The 12,170-nt window shown below is 67.0% G+C and carries 16 protein-coding genes; 5 read left to right on the top strand and 11 right to left on the bottom strand.

Translation table 11 applies throughout. The features are described from left to right. Positions 1-39: 39 nt before the first annotated feature. From AC5Y7E_RS05005 to infA, 6 genes are all read right to left on the bottom strand, one after another. Entirely contained in the window at positions 40-1,083 is a 1,044-nt protein-coding gene (locus AC5Y7E_RS05005) for a DNA-directed RNA polymerase subunit alpha (protein WP_007773471.1), read from the bottom strand. 131 nt (positions 1,084-1,214) lie between these two features. Further along, positions 1,215-1,820 (bottom strand): 30S ribosomal protein S4, encoded by a 606-nt coding sequence (gene rpsD, locus AC5Y7E_RS05010; protein WP_067833946.1) that lies wholly within the window; start codon positions 1,818-1,820, stop codon positions 1,215-1,217. A gap of 9 nt (positions 1,821-1,829) precedes the next feature. Then, positions 1,830-2,249, bottom strand: a complete 420-nt coding sequence (rpsK, locus tag AC5Y7E_RS05015) for a 30S ribosomal protein S11 (RefSeq protein WP_067129334.1) — start codon at positions 2,247-2,249, stop codon at positions 1,830-1,832. 6 nt (positions 2,250-2,255) lie between these two features. Next, positions 2,256-2,630, bottom strand: a complete 375-nt coding sequence (gene rpsM / locus AC5Y7E_RS05020; protein WP_067129331.1) for a 30S ribosomal protein S13 — start codon at positions 2,628-2,630, stop codon at positions 2,256-2,258. A 183-nt stretch (positions 2,631-2,813) separates the two neighbouring features. Continuing rightward, the gene (rpmJ, locus tag AC5Y7E_RS05025; protein WP_003879483.1) at positions 2,814-2,927 is read right to left on the bottom strand and encodes a 50S ribosomal protein L36; all 114 of its coding nucleotides are present in this window, start codon (positions 2,925-2,927) and stop codon (positions 2,814-2,816) included. 51 nt (positions 2,928-2,978) lie between these two features. Then, positions 2,979-3,200 (bottom strand): translation initiation factor IF-1, encoded by a 222-nt coding sequence (infA, locus tag AC5Y7E_RS05030; protein ID WP_003418601.1) that lies wholly within the window; start codon positions 3,198-3,200, stop codon positions 2,979-2,981. A gap of 252 nt (positions 3,201-3,452) precedes the next feature. Between infA and AC5Y7E_RS05035 the strand changes: the two genes are divergently transcribed. From AC5Y7E_RS05035 to rfbC, 5 genes are read left to right on the top strand one after another with little or no spacing between them, the layout of a single operon-like run. Next, the gene (locus AC5Y7E_RS05035) at positions 3,453-5,117 is read left to right on the top strand and encodes an NAD(P)/FAD-dependent oxidoreductase (RefSeq protein ID WP_499947768.1); all 1,665 of its coding nucleotides are present in this window, start codon (positions 3,453-3,455) and stop codon (positions 5,115-5,117) included. A 7-nt stretch (positions 5,118-5,124) separates the two neighbouring features. Next, the gene (locus AC5Y7E_RS05040) at positions 5,125-6,660 is read left to right on the top strand and encodes an ATP-binding protein (protein ID WP_499947770.1); all 1,536 of its coding nucleotides are present in this window, start codon (positions 5,125-5,127) and stop codon (positions 6,658-6,660) included. Positions 6,661-6,688: 28 nt separating this feature from the next. Beyond that, entirely contained in the window at positions 6,689-7,540 is an 852-nt protein-coding gene (locus tag AC5Y7E_RS05045; protein ID WP_499947772.1) for an LLM class F420-dependent oxidoreductase, read from the top strand. Positions 7,541-7,566: 26 nt separating this feature from the next. Continuing rightward, positions 7,567-8,562 (top strand): dTDP-glucose 4,6-dehydratase, encoded by a 996-nt coding sequence (rfbB, locus tag AC5Y7E_RS05050; RefSeq protein WP_499920641.1) that lies wholly within the window; start codon positions 7,567-7,569, stop codon positions 8,560-8,562. A gap of 1 nt (position 8,563) precedes the next feature. Then, positions 8,564-9,187, top strand: coding sequence for a dTDP-4-dehydrorhamnose 3,5-epimerase (rfbC, locus tag AC5Y7E_RS05055; protein WP_499947774.1), 624 nt, complete (start codon positions 8,564-8,566; stop codon positions 9,185-9,187). On the opposite strand, the gene AC5Y7E_RS05060 is transcribed toward rfbC, so the two are convergent. From AC5Y7E_RS05060 to AC5Y7E_RS05080, 5 genes are read right to left on the bottom strand one after another with little or no spacing between them, the layout of a single operon-like run. After that, the gene (locus AC5Y7E_RS05060) at positions 9,159-9,545 is read right to left on the bottom strand and encodes a hypothetical protein (protein WP_499947776.1); all 387 of its coding nucleotides are present in this window, start codon (positions 9,543-9,545) and stop codon (positions 9,159-9,161) included. The genes rfbC and AC5Y7E_RS05060 overlap by 29 nt on opposite strands. After that, positions 9,542-10,477: a metallophosphoesterase family protein gene (locus AC5Y7E_RS05065; protein ID WP_499947778.1), complete on the bottom strand. Its 936-nt coding sequence runs from the start codon at positions 10,475-10,477 to the stop codon at positions 9,542-9,544. Before AC5Y7E_RS05065 ends, AC5Y7E_RS05060 begins: the two co-directional genes overlap by 4 nt. Then, positions 10,474-10,875, bottom strand: a complete 402-nt coding sequence (locus AC5Y7E_RS05070) for a cupredoxin domain-containing protein (protein WP_499947779.1) — start codon at positions 10,873-10,875, stop codon at positions 10,474-10,476. The genes AC5Y7E_RS05065 and AC5Y7E_RS05070 overlap by 4 nt, the downstream gene beginning before the upstream one ends. A gap of 29 nt (positions 10,876-10,904) precedes the next feature. Beyond that, complete coding sequence (locus tag AC5Y7E_RS05075; protein ID WP_499947781.1) at positions 10,905-11,612, bottom strand: QcrA and Rieske domain-containing protein; 708 nt, start codon at positions 11,610-11,612, stop codon at positions 10,905-10,907. Beyond that, complete coding sequence (locus AC5Y7E_RS05080) at positions 11,609-12,160, bottom strand: RNA polymerase sigma factor (protein ID WP_499947783.1); 552 nt, start codon at positions 12,158-12,160, stop codon at positions 11,609-11,611. Before AC5Y7E_RS05080 ends, AC5Y7E_RS05075 begins: the two co-directional genes overlap by 4 nt. Positions 12,161-12,170: the final 10 nt, after the last annotated feature.

Below are 12,170 nucleotides of genomic sequence, written 5' to 3' on the forward strand. Positions count from 1 at the left end.
GGGCCGGCCCCCGTATCAGGTAGGGCCGGGACGGATTGATTACAGCTGTTCGGTTTCCGCGTAGTCCTGGTCGTCGTAGGACGCCTCGCTGGACCAGGTGCCGGTTGCGACGTCGTAACCCGCGACCTGCGAGGGGTCGAAGCTCGGCGGGCTGTCCTTGAGCGACAGGCCCAGCTGGTGCAGCTTGACCTTCACCTCGTCGATGGACTTCTGACCGAAGTTGCGGATGTCGAGCAGGTCGGACTCGGTGCGGCTCACCAGCTCACCGACGGTGTGCACGCCCTCGCGCTTGAGGCAGTTGTAGGACCGCACCGTCAAGTCCAGGTCGTCGATCGGCAGGGCGAACGACGCGATGTGGTCGGCCTCGGCCGGCGACGGCCCGATCTCGATGCCCTCGGCCTCGACGTTGAGTTCGCGTGCCAGACCGAACAATTCGACCAGCGTCTTGCCGGCCGACGCCAGCGCGTCGCGCGGGTTGATCGAGCTCTTGGTCTCGACGTCCAGGATCAGCTTGTCGAAGTCGGTGCGCTGCTCGACACGGGTGGCGTCCACCTTGTAGGTGACCTTGAGCACCGGCGAGTAGATGGAATCGACTGGGATACGGCCGATTTCGGCACCGGAGGCGCGGTTCTGCACGGCGGGCACGTAGCCACGGCCGCGCTCGACGACCAGCTCGACCTCGAGCTTGCCCTTGTCGTTCAGCGTCGCGATGTGCAGGTCGGGATTGTGCACGGTGACACCGGCCGGCGGAACGATGTCACCCGCGGTGACCTCGCCCGGGCCCTGCTTGCGCAGGTACATGGTGACCGGCTCGTCCTCCTCGGAGGACACCACCAGGCTCTTGAGGTTCAAGATGATCGCGGTGACGTCTTCCTTGACGCCCGGCACGGTGGTGAACTCGTGCAGCACGCCGTCGATGCGGATGCTGGTGACGGCCGCACCCGGAATCGAGGACAGCAGCGTCCGGCGCAACGAATTGCCCAGGGTGTAGCCGAATCCCGGCTCCAGCGGCTCGATGACGAACTGGGAACGGCTGTCGGTGAGAACTTCCTCCGACAATGTGGGTCGCTGAGAGATCAGCATGGTGTTTCTTCTTCTCCTTCTCGGCACCCGCTATTTGATGCCGCGGTGTTGTCTCGCGGTGACCCGCTGCGCCCGGCTTCGCCGCGCTTGCGATCCCCGCAAGTTTCCGGGCCGGACGGCCCGGAAGTCCGTTACTTCGAGTAGAACTCGACGATGAGCTGCTCGGTGAGCGGCACGTCGATCTGCGCCCGCTCGGGCAGCTGGTGGACGAGGATGCGCTGACGCTCCCCCACCACCTGCAGCCAGCTCGGGATCGGCCGGTCGCCCGCAGTCTCCCGCGCGATCTGGAACGGCACGGTGTTCAGCGAGCTGTCCCGCACATCGATGATGTCGTGCTGGGACACCCGGTAGCTCGGCACGTTGACGTGCACGCCGTTGACGCTGAAGTGTCCGTGGCTGACCAGCTGACGCGCCATCCGCCGGGTCCGCGCCAGACCGGCGCGGTACACGACGTTGTCCAGCCGGCTCTCCAGGATACGCAGCAGCTCCTCACCGGTCTTGCCGGATTGCCGCACGGCCTCTTCGTAGTAGCGACGGAACTGCTTCTCCATCACGCCGTAGGTGAAGCGGGCCTTCTGCTTCTCCTGCAGCTGCAGCAGGTATTCGCTTTCCTTGATCCGCGCGCGGCCGTGCTGGCCGGGCGGGTAGGGACGCTTCTCGAAGGCCTGGTCCCCACCGACGAGGTCGGTGCGCAGCCGGCGCGACTTGCGAGTGATGGGTCCGGTGTAACGAGCCATGGTTGTCTCCTAGACCCTTCTGCGCTTCGGCGGTCGGCAGCCGTTGTGCGGCTGGGGGGTGACGTCGGCGATCGCGCCGACCTCCAGGCCGGCGGCCTGCAGCGACCGAATCGCGGTCTCGCGGCCCGAACCCGGGCCCTTCACGAACACATCGACCTTCTTGACGCCGTGCTCCTGCGCCTTGCGCGCGGCGTTCTCGGCGGCCAGCTGGGCTGCGAACGGGGTCGACTTGCGGGACCCCTTGAAGCCGACGTGACCCGACGAAGCCCAGGCGATGACGTTGCCCTGGGGGTCGGTGATCGTGACGATCGTGTTGTTGAAGGTGCTCTTGATGTGGGCGGCACCGTGCGGGATGTTCTTCTTTTCCCGCCTGCGGGTCTTCTGACCCTTCTTGGGCGCCGAGGCGCCCGCCTTCTTTGCTGGTGGCATCGGGGGTTACCTGGCCTTCTTCTTGCCGGCGATGGTGCGCTTGGGGCCCTTGCGGGTACGCGCGTTGGTCTTGGTCCGCTGACCGCGTACCGGCAGGCCGCGGCGGTGCCGCAGGCCCTGGTAGCAGCCGATCTCGATCTTGCGGCGGATGTCGGCCTGCGTCTCGCGGCGGAGGTCACCCTCCACCTTCAGGTTTGCCTCGATGTAGTCACGCAGGTGGGTCAGCTGGTCATCGGTCAGATCCCTGGTGCGCAGGTCCTTGTCGATGCCGGTAGCTGCCAGGATCTCGTTCGACCGCGTGCGGCCGACGCCGAAAATGTAGGTCAGGGCGATCTCCATCCGCTTATCACGCGGAAGATCGACGCCGACTAGTCGAGCCATAGGTGGCGTTTCCTCTTTTTCTAGGCGGAGGTCTGTTCCCAGCCCGTTCCCCTTGATGGGGGCCCGGCCTCCGTCCGGGCGTGGATGAGCTAGCCCATCTCTATAGATGCCAGCCGCTCACTGGTGCTGGGAGGTCTGCATTCAGTTGTGTGGGTACTACCGGGGCGCCACAGCGCCTACCGGCTAGCCCTGGCGCTGCTTGTGGCGCGGATCGGAGCAGATCACCATGACCCGCCCATGCCGACGGATCACCCTGCACTTGTCACAGATTGGCTTGACGCTCGGGTTCACCTTCACGGCTATTCGATCCTGTTCTGTTTCGTTCGAGTTGTTGGAGATCAGGCGCTTTTACTTGTACCGGTACACGATGCGGCCGCGGGACAGGTCGTAGGGAGACAACTCCACCACCACCCGGTCCTCGGGCAGGATGCGGATGTAGTGCTGCCGCATCTTGCCGCTGATGTGGGCAAGCACCTTGTGACCGTTCTCCAGCTCAATGCGGAACATCGCATTGGGCAGGGGCTCGACCACCCGGCCTTCCACCTCGATGGCGCCGTCCTTCTTGGCCATAACTAGTTAAGAATCCTCGTCGTATAGTTTCGTTCTCGTCTGCGCCCGCCTCGACGCAACATTGCACCGACTTGGAACGTGAGCCGGTGACAGGAAATTCCTAGGAACTTGGCACACAAAAAGTCGGCGCGGATGCCGCACCGTTGTTCCACGATACCTGGTGAATCCGCTCCACCAAAATCGCTGTCGGCGCAACGCGGCGGCCGCCCTCGACCTCCCACACGGCCGCTGACGAGCGCATACTTGACGCCGATGACCAACCCCTCAAGCCCGCGCAAGCCCGTCATGCTGACCGTCGACGACGATCCCTCGGTGTCCCGGGCGGTCGCCCGGGACCTGCGCCGCCATTACGGCGAGGCCCATCGGATCGTGCGCGCGGAATCCGGGCCCGACGCCCTGGGCACGCTCAAGGAGCTCAAACTGCGCGGCGAGACGGTCGCTGTGCTCATCGCCGACTACCGGATGCCGCAGATGAGCGGCATCGAGTTCCTCGAGCAGGCGATGGACCTGTATCCCGCGGCGCGCCGGGTGCTGCTGACCGCCTACGCCGATACGCATGCCGCCATCGACGCGATCAACGTCGTCGACCTGGACCACTACCTGCTCAAGCCGTGGGATCCGCCGGAGGAGAAGTTCTACCCCGTCATCGACGGGCTATTGGACGCCTGGCGGGCCGCGCCCGAGCACCCCGTCCCACACACCAAGGTGGTCGGCCACCGCTGGTCGGCGCGTTCATGGGAGGTCCGCGACTTCTTGGCCCGCAACGGCCTGTACTACACGTGGTTCATGGCCGACGAGCCCGCCGGCGAGCGGCTGCTCAACGCCGCCGGCGCCGACAGCCTGCGGCTACCCGTCGTCATCACCGAACGCGGCCACCCGCTCGTCGAACCCACCGACGCCGAGCTGGCCGACAAGCTCGGCCTGACCACCACGCCGTCGCAGGAGTTCTACGACCTGATCGTCGTCGGCGGGGGCCCCGCGGGCCTGGCCGCCGCCGTATACGGCGCCTCCGAGGGCCTGCGCACGGTGCTCATCGAGCACACCGCCACAGGCGGTCAGGCGGGCCAGAGCTCGCGCATCGAGAACTATCTGGGCTTCCCGGACGGGGTTTCGGGAGGTCAGCTGGCCGACCGCGCCCGCCGGCAGGCGGAGAAGTTCGGCGCCGAGCTGATCACCGCCCGCAAGGCCGTCGCCCTGGAGGTGAACGGATCCAAGCGCACCGTGCGGTTCGCCGACGGCGGCTCCATCGACGCGCACGCGGTCATCCTCGCCACCGGGGTCGCCTACCGCCAGCTGCAGGCCGAGGGCTGCTCGGAGCTGACCGGCTGCGGCATCTACTACGGGGCGGCCGTCTCCGTCGCGTCGGACTGCGAGGACGAAGACGTCTACGTGATCGGCGGGGCCAACTCGGCCGGCCAGGCCGCCATGTACCTGTCCCGGACGGCCAAGTCGGTCAACATCGTCGTGCGCGCCCCGTCGCTGGAGGCGTCGATGTCCTACTACCTGATCCAGCAGATCGAGGCGAACCCGAAGATCAACGTCCTGACCTGTACCGAGGTGCGGCGCGCGACCGGCGAGGGCCACCTGGAGAAGCTGACCCTGGTCAACAACCGGACCGAAGAGACCCAGGAAGTCGCCTGCGCCCGGATGTTCATCTTCATCGGGGCCGCCCCGCGCACCGACTGGCTGGACGGGGTGGTGGCCCGCGACGACCACGGCTTCATCCTGACCGGTCCGGACCTGCGCAACGTGTGCGGCTGGACGCTGGATCGCCCGCCGCATCACCTGGAAACCAGCGTCCCGGGGGTGTTCGCCACCGGCGACGTCCGCTCGACGTCGGCCAAACGGGTCGCGGCCGCCGTCGGTGAGGGATCGATGGCCGTCATGCTGGTCCACCGCTACCTGGCCGAGAGCTAGGAGGGGCATGACCGCCACCGAATCGAGGCCGATGCCGTGTGAGCCCGACGAGCTGCGCAGTCTCTTCTTGTTCGAGGCGCTGACCGACGAGCAGCTCGCGGTGCTGTGCGCCAACGGGCACATCCAGCGCTACGAACCGGGTCCGATCTGCGTGGAAGGCGAACCGGCGACCTGCTTCTACGTCCTCATCGACGGGGAGCTGACCATGAGCAAGCTGTCCGGCGGCCAGGACATCGAAACCAACCGCACCTCGCAGCGCGGCGTGTACTGCGGGGCCTGGCGGGCGTTCACCGGCGGCAACCAGAAGAGCTACGACGCCTCGGTGCACGTGACCAAGCCGTCGCGCTTCTTCGTGATGGATGCGCCGGTCTTCGCCCGGTTCATGAAGGACCAGTTCCCGATGGCGGTGCATCTGCTCGACGGCATCGCCGTCGGCACCGACCGGACCCGCCGGATCATCGGCAATCGGGAGAAGCTGCTGGCCCTGGGCCGGCTGTCGGCCGGGCTGACGCATCAGCTGAACAACCCCGCGGCCGCGATCTCACGGTCCGCGGCGGATCTGCGCGAGCGCGTGGCCAACATGCGGCACAAGCTGGCGATGCTCGCCGACGGCACCATCAGCGCCGAGGCATTGAGCGCGCTTGTGCGGTTGCAGGAGAGAGTCGCCGAGCAGGTCGCCAAGTCGGCGTCACAGCACCTGAGCGCGCTCGAGACCTCCGATCGCGAGGACGCCGTCGGCGACTGGCTGGAAGACCACGGCATCGACGACGGGTGGGACATCGCGCCGACGTTCGTCGAGGGCGGCATCGACACCGATTGGCTGGAGCGCATTTCCGCGGTCAGCGAGGAGCTCGGGTCGACGTCGCTGGAGCAGGCGATCCGATGGATCAACTACACCATCGAGAGCGAGCTGCTGATGAACCAAATCATGGAAGCGAGCAAACGGATCTCGGCACTGGTCGCCGACGCCAAACAGTATTCGCAAATGGATCGGGCCCCGTTCCAGGTGACCAACGTGCACGACCTGCTGCGCAGCACGCTGGTGATGTTCGCCGACCGGTTGACCAAGGAGGTGGGCAAAGGCGCCGGCAAGGACCACGCCGTCACGGTGGTCAAGGACTTCGACCAGACGTTGCCCGAAATCCCTTGCTATCCAGGCGATCTCAACCAGGTGTGGACCAACATCATCGACAATGCGATCGCGGCGATGCGCGATACCGGCGGCACCCTGACCATCCGCACCTGCCGGGAAGGCGACAACCTGGCCCGCATCGAGATCTGCGACACCGGGCCCGGGATACCCGAGGACGTGCGCGAGCACATCTTCGAGCCGTTCTTCACCACCAAACCCTTCGGCGAGGGCACCGGCCTGGGCCTGGACTTGGCGTTCAACATCGTCGTGAAGAAGCATCGCGGGGACCTGCGGGTGGAGTCGGCGCCCGGCGACACCCGGTTCATCGTGCTGCTGCCGCTGGAGCCCCCCGCCGTGGACGCCGCCGCAGCGGACCTCGCCGCCGACGAGGATGTCGCCGTTCCGGAATAGGTCTCACGGGGTGCGGGTTACGAACACCATGACCGATGCAGCGAGCAAACCCAATCTTGGCCGGTTCGGATCGTTCGGACGCGGCGTCACCCCCGAGCAGGCCAGGGACATCGAAGCGCTGGGCTACGGCGCCGTCTGGGTCGGCGGTTCCCCGCCCGCCGAGTTGGCGTGGGTCGAGCCCCTCCTGGAGGCGACGACGACGTTGCAGGTGGGCACCGGCATCGTGAACATCTGGACCGCGGCGGCCAAGCCGGTCGCCGAATCCTTCCACCGCATCGACAAGGCCTACCCGGGCCGCTTCCTGCTGGGCATCGGCGTCGGCCATCCGGAGGCTCACACCGAATACCGCAAGCCCTACGACGCGCTCACCGACTACCTGAAGCAGCTCGATGACTACGGCGTGCCCGCCAACCGCCGGGTGGTGGCGGCGCTGGGCCCGCGCGTGCTCAAGCTCTCCGCGGAACGCTCGGCCGGGGCGCACCCCTACCTGACCACCCCGGAACACACCGCGCAGGCACGCGAGCTCATCGGACCGTCCGCTTTCCTGGCCCCGGAGCACAAGGCCATCCTGACCACCGACCCGGAGAAGGCCCGGGCCGTGGGCCGCAAGGCCCTCGACATCTACTTCAATCTCGCCAACTACCGAAACAATTGGAAGCGGCTGGGTTTCACCGAGGACGAAGTGAACCGCCCCGGTAGCGACCGCCTGGTGGACGCGGTGGTGGCATATGGCACCGCGGACCAGATCGCGGCGCGGCTCAAAGAACACCTGGACGCCGGCGCCGACCACGTCCCGGTGCAGGTCCTGACGAAGGATGAAAACCTGGTCTCGGCGCTGGCCGAACTGGCGGGGCCCCTGGGGCTGACTCGTGCAACGTGACCGATCGGCTCGGTTAGGGTTTGGGCATGCGGTTACTGGTCACCGGCGGCGCTGGATTCATCGGCGCGAACTTCGTGCACAGCACGGTCCGCGAACACCCCGAGGACTCCGTGACGGTGCTCGACGCCATGACCTACGCCGGTCGGCGTGAGTCACTGGCCGACGTCGAAGACGCCATAGAGCTGGTGGTCGGTGACATCACCGACGCCGAGCTGGTGTCGGGGCTGGTCGCCGAATCGGACGCGGTGGTGCATTTCGCCGCGGAGAGCCACGTCGACAACGCATTGGACAGTCCCGAGCCTTTCCTGCACACGAACGTCGTCGGCACCTTCACCATCCTCGAGGCGGTGCGCCGTTACGGCGTGCGGCTGCACCACATCTCGACCGACGAGGTCTACGGTGACCTGGAGCTCGACGACCCGCAGCGGTTCACCGAGGCGACGCCCTACAACCCGTCCAGCCCGTATTCGGCGACCAAGGCCGCCGCCGACATGCTGGTGCGCGCCTGGGTCCGCTCCTATGGGGTGCGCGCGACGATTTCGAACTGCTCCAACAATTACGGGCCGTACCAGCATGTGGAGAAGTTCATCCCGCGCCAGATCACCAACGTGCTCACCGGGCGCCGGGCCAAGCTCTACGGCGCCGGCGCCAACGTGCGCGACTGGATCCACGTCGACGACCACAACAGTGCGGTCCGGCGCATCTTGGAATCCGGCGAAATCGGGCGCACCTACCTGATCAGCTCCGAAGGAGAGCGCGACAACCTGACCGTGCTGCGCACGCTGCTGCAGATGATGGGCCGCGAGCCCGACGACTTCGACCGGGTCACCGACCGCGTCGGTCACGATCTGCGCTACGCCATCGACCCCTCGTCGCTGTGTGACGAATTATGTTGGGCGCCAAAGCATACCGATTTTGAGGACGGCCTGCGTGCCACCATCGACTGGTATCGCGCGAACGAATCGTGGTGGCGTCCGTTGAAAGACGCCTCGGAAGCCCGCTACGAAGAGCGTGGGCAGTAGCGTGCACGTACGCGAACTGAAGATTCCCGGTGCCTGGGAGATCACGCCCACCCTGCATGGTGATTCGCGCGGTCTGTTCTTCGAATGGCTCAGCGACAAGGGATTCCGCTCCTTCACCGGCCACGGACTGGAGGTCATGCAGGCCAATTGCTCGGTGTCGTCGGCCGGCGTGTTGCGCGGATTGCACTTCGCGCAGCTGCCGCCTAGCCAGGCCAAATACGTGACCTGCGTTCGCGGTGCGGTGTTCGACGTCGTCGTCGACATCCGGGTGGGCTCGCCGACATATGGGCAGTGGGATTCGGTCCTGCTCGACGACTGCGATCGCCGGACGATCTACATTTCCGAATGCCTCGGGCATGGTTTCCTTGCTTTGCAAGACAATTCGACCGTGATGTATTTGTGCTCGGCGGAATACAGCCCACAGCGCGAACACACGATCTGCCCGACCGATCCGGAGCTAGCCATCGACTGGCCGCTGGTCCACGGGGCGGCACCCAACCTGTCCGACCGGGACGCCGCGGCACCCAGCTTCGCTCAGGTGCGCGCCTCCGGCCTGCTACCCACCTGGGACGAGACCACGGCGTTTGTGGACAGACTCAAGCAGAAGCGGCCCGATTCCGCCTAGCCGCCACAGCGCTCGCCCACAAGGCCACCGTGAGCACTTCGGCCAGCACGCTGACGGCGGCGTACGGTGCCGGATCCCAACCCCGTTCAAGGAAGCCGGACAGGCCGACGGTGCGCGACATGACGAACGCGACCAGCGAACCGGCGGCCAGCGCGGCGCCGGCCCAGCGCAGCCACGCGGGACCGCCGATCAGGATCAGCAGCGCGACCGCGAACGACAGGCTGGCCTGAACCAGGAACGCCGTGCCGATCGTCGGAATATGCCGGTAGCCATGCACATAGAGGTAGGCGTGGCTGGCGGCGCTGACGGTCAACGACACGGCGAGGCCGAGGCGGACCAGGATGCTCGTCAAACTCATTGCAGTGTCGTCTCCTTCAGTGCCAGAGCGGTCTGCCCCTTGGCGTAGCTGACCTCGCGGATGCCCAGCGCGTCGCGCAGCTTGCCGGCCGGAAGCGTGACCGGCTTGGGCGCGGGCCCGTCGCCCGGTCGCGGCAGCGGGTACGCGGTGGTGGTGCCGCTGTAGAAAGTGACGTTGTCCTCCGTCTTGGAGAACAGTTGGTGGACATGGCCGTTCAGACACGTCACCGACGAGAAGCGGCGCAGGTAGCTCAGCGCCTGGGTGGCATCGTCGGTGCCCCAGCCCCATTGCGGGTACATCGCGAACAGCGGGATGTGACTGAACACGATGATGGGAGTGTCGCTGGAAAGTCCCGCGACGTCCTTCCTGACGAACTCCAACTGATCGGCACCGAGATGACCGAGCTTGCGCAGATTCAGCGTGTTGACCAACGCGATCAGGTGCACGCCGGCGATGTCCTGGCTGTACCACCCATCGCCAACGGAGCCGGCGCCGAACGCGTTTCGATACTTCTGCCCCGCGTCGTCGATCGAGTCGTGCTCTCCGGGGACGGTGAACACGTGTGGAGTCTTGAGTCCGTTCATCATCTGCTTCACCTGGTCGAACTGCTCCGGACTGGACAGGTGGGTGAGGTCCCCGGTGTGGATGACGAAATCCGGTGTGTAACCGAGGTTGTTGACCAGATCGATCGCGTGGCCGAACGTCGCGGTGACGTCGGGGTTGGGCGGCCCGCTGAACCCGAGGTGGCTGTCGCTGATCTGGGCGAACCGCAGGGTGGGCTTGGCCGCCACGTGCTGCGCCCCCGCCTGGCCCGCGACGTGCGAGATGACCTCGCCCCCGGCCACGGCGAATCCGACCGCCGCACCGAACCATGCCGTGTGCCGGATGAGCTGGCGGCGAGTCATGCCCCTGTCGTCGCCGGGGCGGCTCATCCCGTCACCACCACGGTGCCGTGCATCATCGGATGTATCGAACAGACGTACTCGAAAGTCCCTGCGGTGGAAAAGGTGTGGGTGAAGGTGGCACCCGTTCCCATCCCGGGTGAGTGAAACGAGCCGTCGCTCGCTGCCACCGTGTGGGGTTCCTCGTCGCGATTGGTCCACGTGACGGTGGTCCCGGCGGGCACGGTCAGGGTCACCGGCGCGAACGCGAATCCGTCGATGCTGACCTGGTCGCCGCGCACCGGAGCCGCCGGCGCGGTGATCGACACCGCGGTGGTCGTGGGTGCGGCGGTGGTCGCCGTCGGCCGGGGCTGGGAGCATCCGGCCAGCAGCAACACGCCTACTGCCGGAACGGCCGCCAAAAGTCTTCGTCGCCTGGGGATATCCATGCCAAGAGATAGCGCGGCGGGTTACACGCTCAGGCCGGGCGCTCGGGGGCCGCCGGGGCGAATACCTCGATGACCCCGTTGACCTCGCGAACCATCAAGGCCGGCAGCGGTTTCGGCGCTATCGGCAACTGGTGGGCGAGCACCTGCCCGGCGGGCGAGAACGACGTGGTGTGGCAGGGGCAGCGCAGGGTGTCCTCCGGTGCGTCGAACCAGAGCCTGCAGCCCTGGTGGGTACACACCCCGGATATCGCCTGAATTCTGCCGCCGACGCGGCGGACGAACCCGGTCACCGAGCCGAGGTCGAACGCGTGCATGGCACCGTCGGGCACGTCCGAGCCGGCCGCGACGCGCTGCCAGCTGCCCTCGGTAGGTGTGAGTTGCCCGGCGGCAGTCTCGGGGGTGCGACCGTCGCCGGCTCGGCCCGAGATCAGGGCGCGGTCGACGGACACCGCGGCGACCGCCGCGGTGGCGGCGGCCGACGTGCCGACGATGACCTGGCGCCGCGTGCTGCCGCGGCCCCGAGCCGTTTCCGTTGGCGCGCCCGACATCTGCTCGGCGACTCGCCGGTGCAGGTCGGCGACGAACTCCGGGCGCGGCGCGTCACCGCCCTCGCGAACCGCGCGCAGTTCGATCGCCGTGCGGACCTGCGCGGCCTCGAAGTCGTCCGGCGCGAAGGGCCTGGGCCGGCGCCCCCGCAACAGGTCGTCGACATACCGTCGCAGCCCTCGCGCATTCATGGCTGGCCCCCATCGTTGACCTGCGCCGCCAGCCGCAGGGCGCGGTGCTGGAGCACTTTGGCGTTGGCCACGCTGATTCCGAGTTCCGCGGCTGACTCCTTGATCGAATTGCCCCGCAGGAAGCGGGATTCCAAAATCTGGCGGTAGCGGTCCGGCAGGCTGTCCAGAACCCGGGCAACGCGCTGCGGCGCGGTGCTGATCGCGTCCTGGCTGTCGGCGGGTTGTTCGATGTCCTCGATCGAGGTTATCTCTCGCCCCAGCGTCTCGCGCCAATGCGCGGCCAGCACCGTCCTGGCAGTCGTCCGCAGGTACGCGCGCACCTCGGCGACGCTCGCGGTCAGCCGCAGCGGCCGCAGCGCGGCGAGGAACACCTCGGCGGTGAGGTCTTCGGCGTCGGTTTGGTTGCCGACGCGCGCGAACAGCGTGCGGTACACCCAGGTCACGTTGTCGGAGTACACGGCTTCCCAGTTCGGGTAGCCGCCGTCCTGGCCGTCTTCGGGCACCGCGCGCAGGGGTCGCGGCCCGACGGGTTCGTTTCTTGCCGCCACTTGCCTCCTT

It is taken from the genome of Mycobacterium sp. NGS17 (assembly GCF_059813205.1).